We start from the raw sequence: 19,750 nt of genomic DNA on the forward strand, positions 1-19,750 counted from the left end.
ATTCTCCCAGTCGGTCGCCGAGCAGGCCGATCATCAGTGCTGCCCCGCCGCTCATGCGAACCATTCTCCCAGTCGGTCGCCGAGGTGACGCAGACCCGCCGAGTTCGACGATTTCACGAGCACCGTATCACCGGGGCGCGCGATGGCGGTGACGAGGTCGAAGGCCTCGTCGGCGGTCTCGACGTACGTGGATTCGCCGTCCCACGACCCCTCGTTGATGGCCGAGATGTGCAGGCGGCGGGCGTTCCGGCCCACGACGATGAGCTGCGAGATGCCGAGGCGCACCGCAAGCAGGCCGATGCGGTCGTGCTCCTCCCCCGAGAACTCGCCCAGCTCGCTCATCTCGCCGAGCACGGCGATCGTGCGCGTTCCGGGCGCCTGCACCTGCGCGAGGGTCTTCAGCGCGGCCGACATCGAATCGGGACTCGCGTTGTACGCGTCGTTGATGACCGTGACGCCGTCGCGGCCGCCCATGACCTGCATGCGCCAGCGCTCGGCGAGCGTCATCGACTCGAGGGCCTCGACGATCACGGGAAGCGGCACGCCGAGTTCGACGGATGCCGCGATGGCCGCGAGGGCGTTCATGACGTGGTGCTCGCCCAGCACGCCGAAGTGCACGCGGGCGGTCTCGCCGCCCGGGATCGTCACCGTGAAGTCGGTGCCACGCGCGTGCACCGAGAGCTGGGTCGCACGCACGTCGGCGTGTCCGCCGAGTCCGAACCACACCACGCGGGCCTTCGTGAGGCCGGCCATCGAGGCGACGCGCGGGTCGTCGAAGTTGAGCACCGCGACATCCGTCTCGAGGAGGTCGGTGACCATCTCGCTCTTGGCCCGCACCGTCTGCTCGATGCCGCCGAACTCGCCGGCGTGGGCGAGCCCCACCTTGAGCACGATGCCGACGTCGGGTCGGGCCATGCGCACGAGCCGGGCGATCTCCCCGACGGCCGACGCGCCCATCTCGGCGACGAGGTACTGCGTCTCGGGCGTGAGCTCGAGCATCGTGATCGGCGCGCCGACCTCGTTGTTGAACGACTTCCGGGCGGCGACCGTCGGACCGACGCGTTCGAGCACGGCGCGCAGCAGGTTCTTCGTGGTCGTCTTGCCGTTCGAGCCCGTGACCCCCACGATGCGGAGCTTCCCGAGCGCGCGCACCCGGTCGACCACCTCGGTCGCGAGGGCGCCGAGCGCGTCGACCGAGTCGTCGACGACGATCTGCGGCACCGCCAGGTCGAGCGGATGCTCCACCACGACGAGCGCGGCGCCCTGGTCGGCTGCGGCCGGGGCGAAGTTGTGACCGTCGTCGAACTCGCCGCGCTTGGCGAAGAACACGTCGCCGCGACCGACCTCGCGGGAGTCGGTCGTGACGGCGCCGTCGACGACCGTCTCGGGCGTGGCATCCGTGCTGTCGAGGCGCAGCGCGCCGCCGACCGCCGAGGCGATCTCGGCGAGGGTGAGGGCGATCATGCGGGCCAGCCCGCCTCGCGCAGGGCCTGCCTGGCATCGTCTCTGGCCGAGTAGGGGATCTTGACGCCCTTCACCTCGTGGTACTCCTCGTGTCCGGGGCCGGCGTACAGGATGGCGTCACCCTCGCGCGCCAGTGCGAGCGCGGTGCGGAAGGCTTCGCGCGGGTCGGGAACCTCGTGGATCTCCCGGTCGGGAACGGCAGCCCTGGCGCCCGCGATGAGCGCCGCGCGGATCGCCGCAGGATCCTCGAAGCGCGGGTGGAAGTCGGTGATCACCACGACGTCGGCGCCGCGTGCCGCGATGGCGCCCATGTCGGCGCGCTTGGTCGTGTCGCGGTCGCCGTCGGCACCGAAGAGCATGATGAGCCGGCCGATGGTGACCCTGCGCAGGGCGCCGAGGGTCTGCAGGAAGGCGTCGGGACTGTGTCCGTAGTCGATGTAGACGAGCGGGCCGGCGTCGCCCGAGATGCGCTCGGCACGCCCGGGGATGTAGGCGTCGATGCCGCCGTCGCGCCCCAGCACCTCGGCGATGCGCTCGAAGTCGTGACCGGCCTCGACGAGCATCACGATGGCCAGTGCGGCGTTGGCGGCCATGTACCAGCCGAGGAGCGGCACGCGCGTTTCGAGCCGGCGCCCCTCTGGGCCCTCGAGCAGGAAGCTCGTGTGCGTGGCGGATTCCTCGCCGACGGTCAGTCGCCAGTCGGCCTCGACGTCGGTGCGGGTGGTCAGGGTGGTCACCGGGATGCGTGACTCGGCCACCACCCGGCGGCCCCATTCGGAGTCGACGGTCACGACGCCGCGCCGGGAGCGGTCGGGCTGGAACAGGTCGCGCTTGGCTGCGAAGTAGTCGTCCATCGACGTGTAGTCGTCGAGGTGGTCGTGGCTGAGGTTCGTGAAGCCGACCACGTCGAACACGATGCCGTCGACCCGGTGCCGCGAGAGCGCCTGCGCCGACACCTCGATGCCGACGGCGCGCACGTCGACCTCGCGCATGCGGGCGAGGAGCGCATGCAGCTCGCTGGCCTCGGGCGTCGTGAGCGAGCTCGTGACGGCCTCGTCGCCGATGCGGCGCTCGGCGGTCGAGGTCAGCCCGGCCGTCACGCCGAGCTGTCGCAGGATGCCGTACAGCAGGTACACGACGCTCGTCTTGCCGTTGGTACCCGTGACCCCGAAGAGGGTGGCGGGATTGTCGTCGGTGCGGTGGATCCACGCTGCCACGGCGCCGAGCGCGGCGCGCGCATCGGGCGTCACGAGGATCGGCAGCTCCGCGTCGGCGGCGAGCTCGGCACCGGCCGGGTCGGTGAGGATCGCCACAGCCCCCGCGTCGCGAGCCGCGGCGGCGTACTGGGCACCGTGCGCGTTGCGGCCGGGCACGCCGACATACAGGTCGCCGGGGCGCACGGTCTTCGACGAGAGCACGACGCCCGTGACCTCGACGGCATCCACGTCGCCGCGCACCTCGAACGCGAACGTCTCGGCGAGGCCGTGCAACGAGCGGGGGTTCGGATGCTGCGGGCGGAGGGCCGTGGGAGGCGATCCGGTCACGACCCCAACTTTCTCACCAGGTGGCTGGCAACTCGGGCGCCGGGGCGCCGGATGGAACGGTCCGATACTTCTTCAGCACCTGGCTCATCACCTGTTGGAAGACGGGAGCGGATGCGGCGGACGAATTCATCTTAACGGGATTCATGATGCTCACCGAAACGACGAACTGCGGATCGTCCGCCGGGGCGAACCCCGACACCGAAACCAGGTACCCGGTGAGGTAGCCGCCGTTGCCGTCGGGGACCTGCGCCGTTCCGGTCTTCGCAGCCACCCGGTAGCCGGGGATCTCCCACTCGTCGGAGAGCCAGCCCTCGAGGTAGACGCGTTCGAGCATCTGACTCGTCTGGTTCGCCGCGGTCTCCGAGATCACGCGGGTTCCGGTCGCCTCGGTCGCGATGAGTTCGCCGTCCTCGCCGATGCAGCCGTCGACGAGCCGCACGGGCATTCGCACGCCGTCGTTTGCGATCGTCTGGTACGCGCTCGCGATCTGCACGGCCGTCGTGGTGAGGCCCTGGCCGAACATGGTCGCGTACTTCGTCTGGTTGTCCCACGCCCCGGGGCCGCCGTGCAGGTCGCCGGGCTCCTCTCCCGCGAAGCCCACCTCGGTCTCCTCGCCGAGCCCGAAGGCGAGCATGTACTCGTATCGCTCCTCGTCGGTGAGGCGTTCGCCGAACATCGACATGCCCGTGTTCGACGAGTCGATGAGCACGCCCGTGAGGGTGTACCGGGTGTCGTCGTGGAAGAAGCTGTCGTTGATGTTCGCTCCGTTCGGCGGCAGGTACTGGTATCCCGCGACGACCTGGCCGAGCGCGTCGGCCTTGCCGGCGTCGACGACGGATGCCGCGGTCAGTGCCTTGAACGTCGAGCCCGGCTCGAACGGCGCCGTGAACGACCGCGACCCGCGGTTGCCGTCTGCGGTCGCCGTCGGGTCGTTCGGGTCGACCGTGGGCACGTCGGCGACCGCGATCAGCCGGCCGGTCTTCGCCTCCATGACCGTGACGGTCGCCCAGTCGGCGCCCACGGCCTGCACCTGCGCCTCGGCGATGCGCTGCACCATCCACTGCAGGTCGGCGTCGATCGTGAGTTGCAGGGTGCCGCCCGTGCGGGCTTCCGAGTGCACGACCTTGGTGCCCGGAATCTCCACCCAGTCCGAGAGGCTGTGCTGGTAGGAGTACTCGCCGTCTTCCCCGGCGACGCACTCGTTCTCGGAGAGCTCGACGCCCGCGAGGGGGGTGCCGTCGTCAGCCTGGACGAAGCCGATGAGGTTGCCCGCGACCGCGCCGTTCGGGTAGCTGCGGCTCGGGTGCTCCCACGGCACCACCCACGGGATGTCGAGTTCCTTGATCCGCTCGTAGGTGGCCGTGTCGACGAGCTTCGCGACGTACTCGTGGTCGTCGTCGGCGTTCTCCGCAAGCGCAGTATCGATGATCCCCTGCACCTGCTCGCCGGTGAGACCGACGACGGCACCGAGTTCGGCCGTGAGCTGTGCGAGGGGTACCTCGGTCGTCACGGTCTTCGACGGGTCGGCCGGATCGGGCACCTCACGGTCGACGGGCCCGGCATTCTTCGGCGACAACGCGATGTCGTAGCGCATCACACTGTCGGCGAGCACGGTGCCCGTCGCGTCCACGATGTCGCCCCGCGCGCCGTACTCGGTCACCGTGGTGGAGCGGCGTCCCTGCGCCTCCTCGCTGAGTTCGGCGGCCCGCACGACCTGGATGTCGACGAGGCGCACCACGAATACGCCGACGAAGACGACGAGGACGATGGCCGCGAGAAGGACGCGCCGCGCCGGGTGTCGGCTGATGCGGTTCATCTCGTCCTCTCGATCGGGTCAGTGCGTGGCGGGCGTCGGCAGTCCGTCGGTCACGGGCGGCGGCAGCGGCGTTGCGACCTGCCCGCCATCGCCCCCAGTGGGCGCTTGCGTGCCCGATCCCCCGTTCGGAGTCTCCCCCGCCTGCAGCGCGGTCACGGGCGGCACGCCGTCGATCAGGGCATTCGGCACGAGCGGGGCGGATGCCGCGGCTCCCGCGTTCGCGGCCGTGGGTTCGCCGAGCACCGCCCCATCACTCAGTCGCAGGTACACCGGGTCGGCGTTCGGCACCATGCCGAGCGCCTCCGCGTTCATGGCGAGGTACTGCGGCGACTCGAGGCGGTCGAGGTCCTCGGCGAGCTGCTGCTCCTCGCGCGCCAACTCCGCCCGCTGCAACTGGAAGGCGTCGATCTCGTAGGCGCCCTGGGCGAGGGCGATCGAGAGGAGCAGCTGGGCGACCACGATGACGGCCACCGCGCCCACCGCGATGATCGCGTAGGCGAGCCGAGGCTTGCCACGGACGACGTCCGACTCCGGCGCGGGACGAAGGGTGCGCTGACGGGAGGGGTTCGAGACGCGACGTGGGGCGGGAACGGACTGGGCCGGCAATGCGGTCACGACGGCCTCCTCACTCGTTCGACGGCGCGCAGGCGCACCGGCTTCGCACGCGGGTTCTCCGCCTGCTCGGATTCGCTCGCGAGCTCGGCGCCTCGCACGAGGAGCCGGAACTGCGGTCGGTGTTCGGGCAGCTCCATGGGGAGCCCGGCCGGCGCGGTCGAACGCGCGGCGGCCTGGAGGGCGCGCTTCACGATGCGGTCCTCGAGCGACTGGTACGCGAGCACGACCATGCGTCCCTCGACAGCGATGAGGTCGAGCGCCGCCGGGATGGCGCGCTCGAGCACCGAGAGCTCCTCGTTCACCTCGATACGCAGTGCCTGGAAGACCCGCTTGGCCGGGTGCCCCTGCCGCTGCACGGCCACGGGCGTCGCCTTGGTGATGATGGCGACGAGTTCGCCCGATCGGGTGATCGGTGCATCCGATCTCGCCTGTACGATCGCCCGGGCGTATCGCGGCGCGAGCTTCTCCTCGCCGTACTCGTAGAACAGGCGTCGAAGCTCCTCCTCGCTCGACTCGGCGACGACGTCGGCGGCGGTTCGCCCGCGCGTCGGGTCCATGCGCATGTCGAGCGGGGCATCCTTCGAGTAGGCGAACCCGCGCTCGGCGCGGTCGAGCTGCAGCGAAGAGACGCCGAGGTCGAAGAGCACCCCCTGCACCTCGTCGTACCCCTCGGAGCGCGCGGCATCGGCGATGCCGTCGTAGACCGTGTGCACGAAGCGGGCGCGATCGCCGAACGGCGCAAGACGTTCACGAGCGATGGCGAGCGCCTCGGTGTCGCGGTCGAGGCCGATGACGGTGAGCCGCGGGAAGCGCTCGAGGAAGGCGCGACTGTGGCCGCCCATGCCGAGCGTGGCATCGACGAGCACGGCACGTTCGCCCTCGATCGCCGGCGCGAGCAGCTCGATGGTGCGCTCGAGCATGACCGGGGTGTGGATGCGTTCGATGTCCATGATTCCTTCGACTCCTGTACCCGGGTTCCGATCCCCATCCGTTCGTCCTGGTGCGGGGAAGTGCATCAGGCGCGCACGGCTGGGAGTCGCAACCCGGGGCTAGAAGAGCCCGGGGATCACCTCCTCCGCCGTCTCCGCGAAGGCCGCCTCCTGCTCGGCGAGGTATGTCTGCCACGCCGTTGCATCCCAGATCTCCACCCGACTGCCGGCACCGATGACCGCGAGGTCCCGGTCGAGCCCCGCATAGCTGCGGAGCGTGGCTGGGATGGTGACCCGATGCTGCTTGTCGGGGGTCTCCGCGGATGCCCCCGAGAGGAAGACGCGCATGTAGTCGCGTGCCTGCTTGCTCGTTACCGGGGCTTGGCGGATCTTGTCGCTCATGCTCTCGAACTCACGGACGCTGAACACGTAGATGCAGCGCTCCTGCCCGCGCGTGAGCACGAGCCCGTTCGACAGCTCCTCCCGGAACTTGGCAGGAAGAATGACGCGGCCCTTCTCATCGAGCTTCGGCTCGTACGTCCCGAGGAACACCGCACCACCCCCTTTCCTCCGGCCAGGATCCAGGTGACCCCACTTTACTCCACTCCCCTCCCCTGACCAACGACATCCGGCCGTTTTCCCCGTTTGGGGGGTGTGAGTTCCCTGTGAATACGGGGCCGGACCATGGTGGAGGGAGGTGGAGCGATCACGAGCGACACGGGCGCGGCAGCGCGGGTTCGGGGGCGCGAATGCGTCCGTCGGGCCAGTGCGGAGACCGGTGGAGCCGGGCTCTCAGCCCGGTGATGGCCGCCAAGCACACGAAAACGGGCCGATCCGTAGATCGACCCGTGGAGGTGGTGGGAAGTGGAGGGCTAGTCGCGGCCCTCCTGGCGACGATCCCATCGTTCGTTGAGACGGTCCATGAAGCCTCCGCTCGAGCGGCGGGAGGCCGACTGCGCCGTCGGTTCGGAGGGGGCAGCCGACAGGCCGCTGCGCTTGGAGGGGGTGATGGCCACGAGCACACCCGCGAACATGAGGGCGAAGCCGATCACGCCGACGACCAGCAACTGGAGGGCGACACCTGCGATCAGGGCGCCGACGCCGGCGACCGCGAGCAGCACGCCGAGCACGATGGCCCGGTAATTGGGGCGACGACCGCGCACTCCTCCGACCGCATGGACGAAGTCGGCGTCATTGCGGTAGAGGTTCCGCTCCATCTCCTCGAGAAGACGTTGCTCCTGCTCTGAAAGCGGCATCTCATTCCCCTCAGGCTCGGGATCGACGCATCCGTTGCCATTCTAGCCCGGCCCCGCGTCGCTAGGCTAGGCGGGTGGCTCACGGTTCCCGGCTCGTCGATCTGGTGCATGCGCGCATCGAGGAATTCCTCGCCGAACGCACTACCATTCTCCGCTCCATCAGCTCCGATCTGGACCCATTGACAACGTTCTCTGAGCGGTTTCTCAGCGGGGGCAAACGGTTCCGCGCGCTGTTCTGCTACTGGGGATGGGAGGCCGTCGGCGCTCGCGGCTTCGATCCGTTCGAGACTGGCGGCCGCGACCTCTTCCCGGTGGTCTCGGCCGCCTCCGCCCTCGAGGTCTTCCACGCCGCGGCGCTCGTGCACGACGACATCATCGACAACTCCGACACCCGCCGCGGAGCCCCCGCGGCGCATCGGCTGTTCCAGACCATGCACGCCGACTCGGGCTGGGCCGGCAACGGCGCGGATTTCGGCCGCGCCTCGGCGATCCTCCTCGGCGACCTCCTCCTCGGCTGGAGCGACGAGCTGCTCGACGACGGGCTCGACTCGCTCTCCGACCGACAGGCCGCACGGGCCGCGCGCGCCGAGTTCATCCGCATGCGCACCGAGGTGACGGCCGGTCAGTACCTCGACATCCTCGAGGAGCGCGCCTGGCTCACGCAGCCCGAGTCGGAGCAGCGCACCCGCGCCGAGCGCGTCATCGTCTACAAGGCGGCGAAGTACTCGGTCGAGGCGCCGCTCACCATCGGCGGCGCGATCGCCGGGGCCTCCGCACCGCAGATGCAGGCGCTCCGGGACTTCGGGCTGCCCCTCGGCATCGCCTACCAGCTCCGCGACGACCTGCTCGGGGTCTACGGCGACCCCGACGTCACCGGTAAGCCGAGCGGCGACGATCTCCGCGAGGGCAAGCGCACCATGCTCGTGGCGATCGCCCGGGAGCGCCTCGCGCCCGGGCAGCGACGACTCCTCGACGAGCTCCTCGGCGATCCCGAGCTCGGAGCCGAGCAGGTGCGGATGCTGCAGCGCACCATCAAGGAGTGCGGGGCCGTCGACGAGATCGAACGGATCATCGCCGACAACGTCGCCCGCGCCACCGCGGCGCTCGTCGATGCACCCCTTGCCCGGGAGGCCCGCGCCGAACTGGGATCGCTCGCGAAGGCCGTCAGCCGGCGCACGAGCTGAGCCCCTGGGACTACGCGAGCGCCTGCGCGATCCGTCGCACTTCGGCCTTGCGGCCGGCGCGCAACGCGGCGATGGGCGTCGTGCCGAGGCTGTCCTCCTCGGCGAGGAGCCACTCCAGCGACTCCTCGTCGGTGAAGCCGGCATCGGCGAGCACCATATTGGTGCCGTGCAATTCGGGCAGTGGCGCGTCGTCGCGAAGGAACACGGCAGGCACCTTCAGCACGCCGTCGATGCGCTTGCCCAGCAGGTGGCGATCATCGATGAGGCGGCGGATACGGCTCGGAGTCTGGCCGAGCATGTCGACGAGGTCGGGCACGGTCAGCCAATCGGTCTGGTCGGCGTCGGTCACATCACCAGCCTGCCAGACCTGCGGGGCGCTCGGGAAGGGCGCGCCGGGCCGCCGTTCCGGTTCGCGGGCGGAGTCCGCGGACTCGCGGCGAGGGTCGTTGACTCGGCATTCCCGCTGTGCGACGGTGGCCGCGACGTCGAAGTACCAGGTCGGCGTGAGGGGGAACCATGGCGAGCCAGTCAGAGTCGACCGGCGCCGGCGAGGGGCGGCGCACCGAGCACGGGAAGGCACGGGTCCCGCGGAGCCGTGGCCTCCGTGCGGTCTTCGGCGTCCCGCTCGCGGTCGTGAGCACGGTCGCCGTCACGCTCGGCATCGTGCAGCCCGCCGAAGCGGCACCGCAGACCGTGAAGCGCCAGCCCAAGGCCAAGGGCGTGCACGCCGACGGTACGCGCACGGCGCGGGTCGCGGCGACGGCCACTCCGCCCGCGGAGTACCTCGTGGTGGACGGCGACACCATCATCGGCATCGCCGAACGGTTCGGCCTCGCGACCGCCGAGGTCCTCGCCCTCAACGGCCTGGGCTGGTCGAGCCTCATCTTTCCCGGTCAGCGGCTCGCGCTGCCGGGCGGGGCCGCCGCTCCGGCCCAGCCTCCCCCTGCCGAGACCGAGATCCGCAAGCACGTCGTGGTGGCGGGTGACACCGTGAGCGGTATCGCCGCCGCCTACGGCGTGGGCGTCGGCAGCATCCTCAGCGCCAACGGACTCGGGGCGTCGAGCCTCATCTTCCCGGGCGAGTCGATCGTGCTGCCGCCGTCGGTCTCGGGCACGCCAGCTCACGCCGACGCGGCCCCGCCGGCGCCCGACCCGGCTCCCGCCGCCGCTCCCGCGGCCCCCGAGACGCACACGGTCGCCGAGGGCGAGTCGCTGTACGGCATCGCCGCCGCCCATGGCCTCACCGTCGCCGATCTCGATCAGGTCAACGGGCTCGGCGGCTCGACCGTCATCGTGCCCGGGCAGGTGCTCGCCATCCGACGGCCCGAGACCGTCCTGGTCGAGGCATCCGTCAACGTGCCGCTCGACGACGAGATGCGCGGCCACGCGAGCATCATCATCGAGATGGGGCGCGCCCTCGGCGTGCCCGATCAGGGCATCGTCGTCGCACTGGCAGCGGCGGCGCAGGAGTCGGGACTCAGGAACGTGCGCCACGGCGATCGGGATTCGCTCGGCCTCTTCCAGCAGCGCCCGAGCCAGGGCTGGGGCACGGTCGACGAGGTGCTCGACCCGGTGCGCGCGACCGCCGCGTTCTACGGCGGCGCGGCCAACCCGAATCCCGGCCGTACGAACGGGCTGCTCGACATCCCCGGCTGGGAGGCGATGACCGTCACGCAGGCCGCTCAGTCCGTGCAGCTCTCGGAGTTCCCCGACCACTACGCGAAGTGGGAGGCCGCGGCCCGAGCCTGGCTGTCGGAGCTCGGCTGAGCCGGGCCCGCGACGGGGACGTCCGTCGATCACGAAGCCATTGCAATCTGGCGACTGACCGGCGTTGAGTCCTCGTGCGGCATGCACATCTTCGTACACTCGTACGGTGACCACCGCTCCGCCCGCAGACCCGATGATCGGCCGTCTCGTCGACGGCCGGTATCAGGTGCGCTCGCGGATCGCCCGCGGCGGCATGGCGACGGTCTACCTCGCGACCGATCTGCGGCTCGAACGCCGGGTCGCGATCAAGATCATGCACGGGCACCTCGCCGACGACAACACCTTCAAGACGCGCTTCGTGCAGGAGGCCCGCTCGGCCGCGCGGCTGGCGCACCCGAACGTGGTCAACGTGTTCGACCAGGGCCAGGACTCCGACATGGCGTACCTCGTGATGGAGTACCTGCCGGGCATCACGTTGCGCGACCTGCTGAAGGACTACAAGAAGCTCACGCCCGAGCAGACCGTCGACATCATGGATGCCGTGCTCGCCGGCCTCGCCGCCGCGCACCAGGCCGGCATCGTGCACCGAGACCTCAAGCCCGAGAACGTCCTGCTCGCCGACGACGGCCGCATCAAGCTCGGCGACTTCGGGCTCGCACGAGCCGCGAGCGCCAACACGGCCACCGGGCAGGCACTGCTCGGCACCATCGCCTACCTCTCCCCCGAGCTCGTCACACGGGGCGTGGCCGACGCCCGCAGCGACATCTACGCGGTCGGCATCATGATGTACGAGATGCTCACCGGCGAGCAGCCGTACATTGGCGAGGCGCCGATGACGATCGCCTACCAGCACGCGAACGACTCCGTTCCCGCTCCGAGCACCAAGAGCACGGGCATTCCGCCCGAGTTCGACGAGCTCGTGCTCTGGGCGACCGCCCGCGATCCCGAAGAGCGGCCGCACGACGCTCGCGAGATGCTCGAACGCCTCCGCGAGGCCGAGGGGTCGATCCGGATGCCTCGCTCGCAGGCGTATGCGACGCAGGCGACGGTGATCATCCCCGACGGCATGCCCGCCGACACCGCCACGGCCGAGACCATGGTGCTGGGCGGTCGCGCATCCGCGGCGGTCGCGCTCGCCGAGGCATCCGACGACGGCGACGACACGGGTGCCCTCGCCACGACGGCCGAACGGCGAACGCGTCGCGGCTACTGGATCTTCGCACTCGTGCTCCTGCTCACCGGGCTCGCCGCCGGCTCGGGCTGGTACTTCGGCGCCGGGCCCGGGGCACTGGCGACCGTGCCCGACGTGTCGACGCTGTCCCCCGACGAGGCCAGGGCGGTGCTGGAGGACGAGGGCTTCCGCGTGGTCGACGGCGAACGCAACGACCCGCTCGTGCCGGCCGGCCAGGTGTCAGGCACCGACCCCGCAGGCGGGAAACAGGCCCAACGCGGCTCGGCCGTGACCATGCTCGTCTCGCTCGGGCCGCGGATGCTCCCCATGCCCGACGTGATCGGCCGCCCCGACGCCGAGGCTCGCGACGCCCTCACCGACTTCACCGTGGCCGAGCAGAACGCCGCGCAGTTCTCGGGCGACTTCGCGCCCGGAACGGTGATCGCCGTGCTCGGGGCAGACGGCAACCCGGTCGGCGCCGAGGTCGCCGAGCTCGCGGCCCTCACGCTCGTCATCAGCGTCGGCCCGATCCCAGCCGTCGAGGGGGCGCCGGTCGGCGAGGCGCAGGCCGCCCTCGAAGGCGTCGACCTCGTGGTCGAATTCACCGAGCCCGAGTTCCACGACGAGGTTCCCGTCGACCACGTCATCGTGGCGACCTACGCCAACGACCCGATGCGGCCCGGCGACACCGTGGTGCTCACACTGTCGAAGGGTCCCGATCTCGTCGAGGTGCCGAACGTCATCAACGGCCAGACCATCGCGCAGGCGCGCGCGCAGCTCGAGGCGCTCGGATTCGCGGTGACGTCGAACGTGCCGGGCTTCCTCGAGGGTGCCGTCGTGGCATCCGTGCAGAGCCCGGCCGCCGGCGAGCTGTTGAAGCGTGGTTCAGAGGTCACCGTCAACTTCGGCTGATCCTGCCGAGCGCCGGCGCGGGGCATCCGTCGCCGGACGCCCCGCCATCGGTCAGCGTGCGGCGGCGAGCTCCTCGGCCACGAGGAACGCGAGCTCGAGGGACTGCATGTGGTTCAGGCGGGGGTCGCACAGCGACTCGTAGCGCGTCTCGAGCGTGATCTCGTCGATGTGCTCGGAGCCGCCGAGGCACTCGGTGACGTCGTCGCCCGTGAGTTCGACGTGGATGCCGCCGGGGTTCGTGCCGGCTGCGCGGTGGGCCTCGAAGAAGCCCTTCACCTCGTCGACGACGTCGTCGAAGCGACGTGTCTTGTAGCCGCTCGGCGTCGTGATGCCGTTGCCGTGCATGGGATCGGTGACCCACAGCGGGTTGGCGTCGGTGCGCTTGATGGCCTCGAGCAGCGGCGGCAGGGCGTCTCGGATCTTGCCGGAACCCATGCGTGTGATGAACGTGAGACGGCCGGGCTCCCGGTGGGGATCGAGTTTCTCGACGAGCTCGAGCATGGTCTCGGGCGTGGTGGCCGGCCCCAGCTTCACCCCGATGGGGTTGCGGACACGCGACAGGAAGTCGACGTGCGCGCCGTCGAGGTCTCGCGTGCGCTCGCCGATCCAGATGAAGTGGGCCGAGGTGTCGTAGGGCGTGCCCGTACGGGAGTCGATGCGGGTCATCGGCCGCTCGTAGTCCATGAGCAGGCCCTCATGACCCGTGTAGAACTCGGTGTGCCGCAGCGCCTCGAAGTCGGCGCCGCACGCGTCCATGAACTTGATGGCGCGGTCGATCTCGCGGGCGAGCGACTCGTACCGCGCGTTCGCGGGGTTGGCCGCGAAGCCCTGGTTCCACGAATGCACCTGGCGCAGGTCGGCGAACCCACCCTGGGTGAACGCGCGGATGAGGTTCAGCGTCGAGGCGGCCATGTGGTACCCGCGCACGAGTCGCGCCGGGTCGGCCGCACGCGACTCGGGCGTGAAGTCGTAGCCGTTCACGATGTCGCCGCGGTACGCGGGCAGCGTGACGCCGCCACGCGTCTCGGTGTCGCTCGACCGCGGCTTCGCGAACTGACCGGCCATCCGGCCCATCTTCACCACGGGCATGGAGGCGCCGTAGGTGAGCACCACGGCCATCTGCAGCACGGTCTTCACCCGGTTGCGGATCTGGTCGGCGGTGGCGCCGGCGAAGGTCTCGGCACAGTCGCCGCCCTGCAGCAGGAACGCCTTGCCTCGGGAGGCGGCGGCGAGCCGGTCGCGCAGCATGTCCACCTCGCCCGCGAAGACGAGCGGGGGCAGGGTCGCGAGTTCGGCGGATGCCGCGTGCGCCGCTTCGGCGTCGGGCCACGTGGGCTGCTGCTTGATCGGCAGCGTGCGCCAATAGTCGAGGCCGTCGATCACTGAGGGATCTGCGAAGACGACGGGCTCGACGAGCTGTACCACGGGACTGTCCTGAAGGTTCGGGCGCGACGCGCCATGAATGAGGAACGGCACCGCACGTCGCGACGCCGCCGAATCGAGCCTACCCCGATTGCGCTGCGCGCTGTTCCCGCACCGAGCTGGCGTACATGTCGACGTACTCCTGGCCGCTCAGGGCGCGGAGCTCGTAGACGAGCTCGTCGGTCACGGAACGCAACACGAACCGATCCCCCTCGAGCCCGTGGAAGCGCGAGAAGTCGAGCGGCTCGCCGATGATGATGCCGATCCGACGCACCTTGGGGAGGCGAGTGCCGATGGGCATGACCCGCTCGGTGCCGATCATCGCGACCGGGATGACCGGAACGCCGCCCTCCAGCACCATGCGTGCCACGCCCGTGCGCCCCCGATAGAGGCGGGCGTCGGGGCTGCGCGTGCCCTCGGGGTAGATGCCGAGCACGCCCCCTTCGCTGAGCACGCGGAGGCCCGTGTTCAACGAGGCCTCCGACGCCTTGCCGCCGGAGCGGTCGATGGGCAGCTGGCCCGTCGCCTGGAAGAAGACGCGTGTGGCCCAGCCCTTGAGGCCCTTGCCCGTGAAGTACTCGCTCTTCGCGAGGAACACGACCCGCCGGTCGACGACGAGCGGCAGGAAGACGGAGTCGATGAAGGAGAGGTGGTTGGAGGCCAGCACGACCGCGCCCTCCTTGGGCACGTTCTCGAGGCCAACGACCCACGGCCGGAAGATCGCCAGCAGGATCGGGCCGACGACGATGTGCTTCATGATCCAGTAGAACATCGTGTGCCTCCCTTCCGTAGCGAGCGACGATTCAGCCTATCCCCGGGCGGGTCAGGCGTGCTCAGCGACCCAGACGCGGGCGAGATCCGCGGCGCCGACGACACCGGCGTCGTTCACGAGCTCGGCGATGACGAAGTCGGGCTCGGGGTGGTACCCGCGAGCCGGGAGGTGCTCGAGGAACGCCTCGCGAACGGGGTCGAGGAGGAGGTCGCCCGCGATGGCCACGCCGCCGCCGAACACGAACCGCTGCGGGTCGAGCACCGCCGACAGCGACGCCGCGGCCTGGCCGAGCCAGTGCCCGAGCTGGCGGAGGGCGGCCGTGGCGCCCGGATCCTCCGCGGCGATGAGGTCGCCGACCAGACGTCCGTCGAGGGCGCCGTGCTCCTCACGGGCGCGCGCGAGTGCCAGTCCGATGCCGCCGGCGTCGGCGATCTCGTTCGCCATGCGCATGAGTGCACGACCCGACCCGTACTGCTCGAGGCATCCGTGCTGCCCGCAGCCGCAGGCGATGCCGTTCGGAACCAGCCGCATGTGGCCGAGTTCGGCGCCGGCGCCGAAGCCGCCCCGGAACAGCCGGTCGCTCGCGACGATGGCGCCGCCGACGCCGGTGCCGATCGTGAGCATGACCATGTCGCTCACCATTCGGCCCGCGCCGAAGCGGAACTCGGCCCAGCCTGCGGCGTTGGCGTCGTTCTCGACCACCACGGCCGCGCCCACGCGGGCCTCGAGCTTCTCGCGGAACGGCTCGTTGCGCCAGTTGATGTTCGGTGCATAGAAGACGACCGACTGCGCCGCGTCGATGAAGCCCGCGGCGGCCACGCCCACGGCGGCGAGGGGCTCCTCGGCCGAGAGCGATCGGATCATCTCGACGACGGCGTCCTCGAGCATCGCGGGGTCCCCGGCGGGGGTGGGCACGCGCTCGCTTCGCACGATGGAGCCGAACTCGTCGACGACCGCGCCGGCGATCTTCGTTCCGCCGATGTCGATACCGATCGCGTGCACCAGCAGGCTGCCTTTCGAAGAGGGGACGAGGCCGAGTGGTCTCGGGGCCTGCTGGCCGCGCGAGCAACGGACTAGAGTGTAATCGACCCCAACGCCGAGGTTCGCACGCGCTCAGCCGAGCGACCCTCCCCGGTTGCCAAAGGAGCTACCGTGATCGAGTTCGAGACTCCCGCCCTCGTCCCTGCCGACCCAGAGGCCAACACGACCGATCTTCTCGTGCAGCGCGTTGCAGCGACGCCCGACTCGGTGCTGTTCTCCCTGCCGACCGGCGATGGCGGGTGGAAGCCCGTCACCACACGCGAGTTCCACCAGCAGGTCGTCGCGCTCGCCAAGGGACTCGTCGCTTCCGGCATCGAGCCGGGCGACAAGATCGGCCTGATGGCCAAGACGAGCTACGAGTGGACGCTGATCGACTTCGCCACCTGGTTCGCCGGTGCCGTGCTCGTGCCCATCTACGAGACCAGCTCACCCGCCCAGGTCAAGTGGAACCTCGGCGACTCCGGCTCGATCGCCCTGATCGTCGAGACGCCCGACCACTTCGCGCGGTTCGACGAGGTGCACCCCGAGCTGCCGGCCATCCGCAACGTCTGGCAGATCGACCTCGGCGACCTCGACAAGCTCGTGGCCGCCGGCGCCGAGGTCACCGACGAGGAGATCGAACGCCGCCGCAACCTCGCCGTCGGCGCCGACATCGCGACGCTCATCTACACGTCGGGATCGACCGGCAAGCCCAAGGGCTGCGTGCTCACCCACTCGAACTTCGTCGAGCTCTCGCGCAACTCCGCCGTCGCGCTGAAGGAGGTCGTGCTCGACCCCAACGGCGCGTCCACGCTCCTGTTCATCACGACCGCACACGTGTTCGCGCGATTCATCTCGGTGCTCTGCGTGCACGCCGGCGTGCGCGTCGGCCACCAGCCCGACACGAAGCAGTTGCTCCCGTCGCTTGGGAGCTTCAAGCCGACGTTCCTCCTCGCGGTGCCACGCGTGTTCGAGAAGGTCTACAACGTCTCCGAGCAGAAGGCGGAGGCCGGCGGCAAGGGCAAGATCTTCCGCGCCGCCGCTGACACCGCCGTCGCCCACTCGACGGCCAAGGAGACGGGCGCGAAGATACCGCTCGGCCTCAAGCTCAAGTTCGCGCTGTTCGACCGGCTCGTCTACGGCAAGCTCCGCGCCGCGATGGGCGGCAACGTGAAGTACGCCGTGTCGGGCTCGGCTCCCCTGGGCCCGCGCCTCGGTCACTTCTACCACTCGCTCGGCATCGTGATCCTCGAGGGCTACGGCCTCACCGAGACCACGGCGCCCGCCACGGTGAACCTCGCCACGAAGTCCAAGATCGGCACCGTCGGCCCGGCGCTGCCCGGCGTGGGCGTGCGCATCGCCGACGACGGCGAGATCGAGGTGAAGGGCATCAACGTCTTCAAGGAGTATTGGAAGAACCCCGAGGCCACGGCCGAGTCGTTCGACGGCGAATGGTTCAAGACGGGTGACATCGGATCGTTCGACAGCGACGGCTTCCTCTCGATCACGGGTCGTAAGAAGGAGATCATCGTCACCGCAGGCGGCAAGAACGTGGCGCCCGCGGCCCTCGAGGACCCCATCCGCGCGAATCCGCTCGTGGGACAGGTCGTGGTCGTCGGCGACAAGAAGCCGTTCATCTCCGCGCTCATCACGCTGGATCCCGAGATGCTGCCGGTCTGGCTCAACAACAACGACGAGGACGCGGGCATGAGCGTCGACGACGCGGCGAAGAACCCGGCAGTGCTCGCCGAGGTCCAGCGGGCGATCGACGCCGCGAACGAGAACGTCTCGCGCGCCGAGTCGATCCGCAAGTTCACGATCCTGCCGACCGAGCTCACCGAGGCGAGCGGTCACCTCACGCCGAAGCTCAGCATCAAGCGCAACGTGATCCTCGAGGACTTCGCGGGTGAGATCGAGGCCATGTACTCGGGGGCGCCGGCCACCGAGGGCCACTCGATCGTGCACTGAGTCGCTGACACGACGATGGGCCTCGCGGATGCCGCGGGGCCCATCGTCGTCGACGTCACGCGTCAGAACCAGTCGGACTCCCGGACCGCCCGCATCGCGGCCCGACGCTCCTCCTTCTCGAGGCGATCGAGGTAGAGGAGCCCGTCGAGGTGATCGGTCTCGTGTTGCAGCGCCTGAGCCATGAGGCCCGTGCCCGACAGCTCGACCTCCTTTCCGTCGAGGTCGATGCCGCGGACCCGGGCGAAGGGATACCGCTTCGTCTTGTGCCAGAGTCCCGGGACCGAGAGGCAGCCCTCGTCGAGGAGCTCGGGCTCCCCCGAGACCTCCACCAGCTCGGGGTTCAGGATGTACCCGACCTCGCCGTCCACGTTGTAGCTGAACGCACGAAGGTTCACCCCGATCTGCGACGCGGCGACGCCGGCACGCCCCGGCAGCCGCACGCTGTCGAGCAGGTCGGCGACGAGCGCGCGAATGCCGTCATCGATCTGTTCGACGGGGGCGGAGACGGTCTTCAGGACAGGGTCGCCGAACAGGCGAATCGGACGTTCCGGCAATTGCGCTCCAAATCAGTGCCCGCGCTCTGCGGGCAGGCCTTCCACGACGAGGGCGGCGAGTTCTCGCGCCGCGTGCTGGGTCACGGGACGCAGCTCATGCCAGTTCACCACGGAACCGGCGGCAAGCTGCGGGTCGTACGGGATGCGCACGATCTCGCGCACGCGCGACTGGAAGTGCGCCTCGATCTCGTCGACCTTGACGAGATGGGTGCCCTGGGTCGCCAGGTTGATCGCGACGACGGCGTTGCGCACGAGCTCGCCGTACCCGTTGGCCTCGAGCCAGGTGAGCGTCTCGGAGGCGAGCCGGGCCTCGTCGACGCTGCCGCCCGACACGATGACGATCGAGTCGGCGCGCTGGAGCGTCGCGCGCATGACGGAGTGCACGATGCCGGTTCCGCAGTCCGTGAGCACGAGTGAGTAGTAGCGCGCTGCGAGTCCGGCGACGACGTTGTAGTCGTTGTCGTCGAATGCCTCGGAGAGCGTCGGGTCGGTGTCGGAGGCGAGGATGTCGAGCCGGGTCTCGTCGCGGGAGACGAACCGCGAGAAGTCGGTGTAGCCGCCGATCGACGACGCCTTCGTGACCACGTCGCGCACCGTCTCGCGGGTCTGCCGGTCGACGCGCTCGGCGAGCGTGCCGCGGTCGGGGTTGGCGTCGATCGCGATGATGCGGTCGTCGCGGGCGTCGGCCAGCGCCATGCCGAGGAGCGCCGTGATGGTCGTCTTGCCAACCCCGCCCTTGCGGGTGAGCACCGGCACGAACCGGGCCCCGCCCTCGAACCGCTTCTGGATGCGAGCGCTCATCGCCTTGTGCGCGCGCACCTTCGCGGAGTCGCCGAGGTTGACGAGATGAAGGGACGCCTCGTAGAGGAACCGGTTGAACCCGCCCTGCGGTGCGGGACGTGTCGTACGGTTCAGGTCGATGAGCCGGTCGGCGGTGAGGGAGTCAGGAGTCTCAGGAACTTCGAGCTCCGTGCCGGTCGTCGCCTCGCCTGGGACGTCGACGATGGCAACATGGCTGCCGGTGTCGGTGGTGACCCGCTCGCGTCGGAGCTTCGCCGCGTCGGCAGCCAGCAGCGCACTGTAGGGCGACGGGTCGCGTCGAGACCCGCCACGGTAGGCGGAGCCGGCGAGTGCTGGGGTGACGACCTCGACGGAGGTCGTGCTCTGGCCCCCGCCCACCACGGTTCCGGGATTCACCGCGATGTCGTCGATGGCGACGGCCACTTCGTCTTCGGGCATCTCGGGTGGAGGAGCGGGAGGCAGGTCGACCCGGACGCTCGGGGACTCGGGGAGCGGGTCCGCAGTATGCGCCCCGTTCGCCCGCGCCACCGCGTCCTGATCGAGCGGCGCGGTATGAACGCCGGTCGCCCGGCGCCTCCTGGTCTCTTCTCCACCCCTGTCGTCAGACACCGATTT

At 70.0% G+C, this 19,750-nt stretch carries 17 protein-coding genes; 4 read left to right on the forward strand and 13 right to left on the reverse strand.

The features are described from left to right. Nucleotides 1-51: 51 nt before the first annotated feature. The 7 genes from murF to AB0K73_RS14495 all read right to left on the reverse strand — a co-directional run bounded on the left by murF (nucleotide 52) and on the right by AB0K73_RS14495 (nucleotide 7,624). Nucleotides 52-1,464, reverse strand: a complete 1,413-nt coding sequence (murF, locus tag AB0K73_RS14465) for a UDP-N-acetylmuramoyl-tripeptide--D-alanyl-D-alanine ligase (RefSeq protein ID WP_360514206.1) — start codon at nucleotides 1,462-1,464, stop codon at nucleotides 52-54. Further along, the gene (locus AB0K73_RS14470) at nucleotides 1,461-3,008 is read right to left on the reverse strand and encodes a UDP-N-acetylmuramoyl-L-alanyl-D-glutamate--2,6-diaminopimelate ligase (protein ID WP_360514210.1); all 1,548 of its coding nucleotides are present in this window, start codon (nucleotides 3,006-3,008) and stop codon (nucleotides 1,461-1,463) included. Before AB0K73_RS14470 ends, murF begins: the two co-directional genes overlap by 4 nt. A 13-nt stretch (nucleotides 3,009-3,021) precedes the next feature. Further along, nucleotides 3,022-4,824: a penicillin-binding protein 2 gene (locus AB0K73_RS14475; protein ID WP_360514213.1), complete on the reverse strand. Its 1,803-nt coding sequence runs from the start codon at nucleotides 4,822-4,824 to the stop codon at nucleotides 3,022-3,024. An 18-nt stretch (nucleotides 4,825-4,842) separates the two neighbouring features. After that, a complete protein-coding gene (locus AB0K73_RS14480) occupies nucleotides 4,843-5,439 on the reverse strand; it encodes a hypothetical protein (protein ID WP_360514216.1) in 597 nt (198 codons plus the stop codon). Continuing rightward, nucleotides 5,436-6,389 (reverse strand): 16S rRNA (cytosine(1402)-N(4))-methyltransferase RsmH, encoded by a 954-nt coding sequence (gene rsmH, locus AB0K73_RS14485; protein ID WP_360514219.1) that lies wholly within the window; start codon nucleotides 6,387-6,389, stop codon nucleotides 5,436-5,438. The genes AB0K73_RS14480 and rsmH overlap by 4 nt, the downstream gene beginning before the upstream one ends. 99 nt (nucleotides 6,390-6,488) lie before the next feature. Next, complete coding sequence (gene mraZ / locus AB0K73_RS14490; RefSeq protein WP_360514222.1) at nucleotides 6,489-6,920, reverse strand: division/cell wall cluster transcriptional repressor MraZ; 432 nt, start codon at nucleotides 6,918-6,920, stop codon at nucleotides 6,489-6,491. 320 nt (nucleotides 6,921-7,240) lie between these two features. Beyond that, nucleotides 7,241-7,624: a DUF3040 domain-containing protein gene (locus AB0K73_RS14495; RefSeq protein WP_360514225.1), complete on the reverse strand. Its 384-nt coding sequence runs from the start codon at nucleotides 7,622-7,624 to the stop codon at nucleotides 7,241-7,243. Between the two features lie 74 nt (nucleotides 7,625-7,698). On the opposite strand from AB0K73_RS14495, the gene AB0K73_RS14500 reads away from it, so the two are divergent. Further along, complete coding sequence (locus tag AB0K73_RS14500; RefSeq protein ID WP_360514228.1) at nucleotides 7,699-8,808, forward strand: polyprenyl synthetase family protein; 1,110 nt, start codon at nucleotides 7,699-7,701, stop codon at nucleotides 8,806-8,808. A 10-nt stretch (nucleotides 8,809-8,818) separates the two neighbouring features. Here the strand turns inward: AB0K73_RS14500 and AB0K73_RS14505 are convergent, their stop codons facing one another. Beyond that, nucleotides 8,819-9,157 carry an Rv2175c family DNA-binding protein gene (locus AB0K73_RS14505; protein WP_360514231.1) on the reverse strand — a complete coding sequence of 113 codons (339 nt, stop codon included), beginning with the start codon at nucleotides 9,155-9,157 and terminating at the stop codon, nucleotides 8,819-8,821. Between the two features lie 167 nt (nucleotides 9,158-9,324). Between AB0K73_RS14505 and AB0K73_RS14510 the strand changes: the two genes are divergently transcribed. After that, nucleotides 9,325-10,575: a LysM peptidoglycan-binding domain-containing protein gene (locus AB0K73_RS14510; RefSeq protein ID WP_360514234.1), complete on the forward strand. Its 1,251-nt coding sequence runs from the start codon at nucleotides 9,325-9,327 to the stop codon at nucleotides 10,573-10,575. Nucleotides 10,576-10,708: 133 nt separating this feature from the next. Then, the gene (pknB, locus tag AB0K73_RS14515) at nucleotides 10,709-12,598 is read left to right on the forward strand and encodes a Stk1 family PASTA domain-containing Ser/Thr kinase (RefSeq protein WP_360514685.1); all 1,890 of its coding nucleotides are present in this window, start codon (nucleotides 10,709-10,711) and stop codon (nucleotides 12,596-12,598) included. Between the two features lie 51 nt (nucleotides 12,599-12,649). Here pknB and AB0K73_RS14520 read toward each other — a convergent pair whose 3' ends face one another. The 3 genes from AB0K73_RS14520 to AB0K73_RS14530 form a co-directional block, all read right to left on the reverse strand. Then, nucleotides 12,650-13,981 (reverse strand): class II 3-deoxy-7-phosphoheptulonate synthase, encoded by a 1,332-nt coding sequence (locus AB0K73_RS14520; protein ID WP_360514688.1) that lies wholly within the window; start codon nucleotides 13,979-13,981, stop codon nucleotides 12,650-12,652. Between the two features lie 121 nt (nucleotides 13,982-14,102). Further along, nucleotides 14,103-14,792, reverse strand: a complete 690-nt coding sequence (locus tag AB0K73_RS14525) for a lysophospholipid acyltransferase family protein (protein WP_360514237.1) — start codon at nucleotides 14,790-14,792, stop codon at nucleotides 14,103-14,105. Nucleotides 14,793-14,843: 51 nt separating this feature from the next. Beyond that, nucleotides 14,844-15,794 carry an ROK family glucokinase gene (locus AB0K73_RS14530; protein ID WP_360514240.1) on the reverse strand — a complete coding sequence of 317 codons (951 nt, stop codon included), beginning with the start codon at nucleotides 15,792-15,794 and terminating at the stop codon, nucleotides 14,844-14,846. A gap of 150 nt (nucleotides 15,795-15,944) precedes the next feature. On the opposite strand from AB0K73_RS14530, the gene AB0K73_RS14535 reads away from it, so the two are divergent. Continuing rightward, complete coding sequence (locus tag AB0K73_RS14535) at nucleotides 15,945-17,780, forward strand: long-chain fatty acid--CoA ligase (RefSeq protein ID WP_360514243.1); 1,836 nt, start codon at nucleotides 15,945-15,947, stop codon at nucleotides 17,778-17,780. A 62-nt stretch (nucleotides 17,781-17,842) separates the two neighbouring features. Here the strand turns inward: AB0K73_RS14535 and def are convergent, their stop codons facing one another. Both def and AB0K73_RS14545 read right to left on the reverse strand, forming a co-directional pair. Further along, complete coding sequence (gene def, locus AB0K73_RS14540; protein WP_360514246.1) at nucleotides 17,843-18,334, reverse strand: peptide deformylase; 492 nt, start codon at nucleotides 18,332-18,334, stop codon at nucleotides 17,843-17,845. 12 nt (nucleotides 18,335-18,346) lie between these two features. Continuing rightward, nucleotides 18,347-19,573 carry a MinD/ParA family protein gene (locus AB0K73_RS14545; RefSeq protein ID WP_360514249.1) on the reverse strand — a complete coding sequence of 409 codons (1,227 nt, stop codon included), beginning with the start codon at nucleotides 19,571-19,573 and terminating at the stop codon, nucleotides 18,347-18,349. Nucleotides 19,574-19,750 lie beyond the last annotated feature (177 nt).

Source organism: Agromyces sp. NPDC052230, from assembly GCF_040679595.1.
Lineage (GTDB): Bacteria > Actinomycetota > Actinomycetes > Actinomycetales > Microbacteriaceae > Agromyces.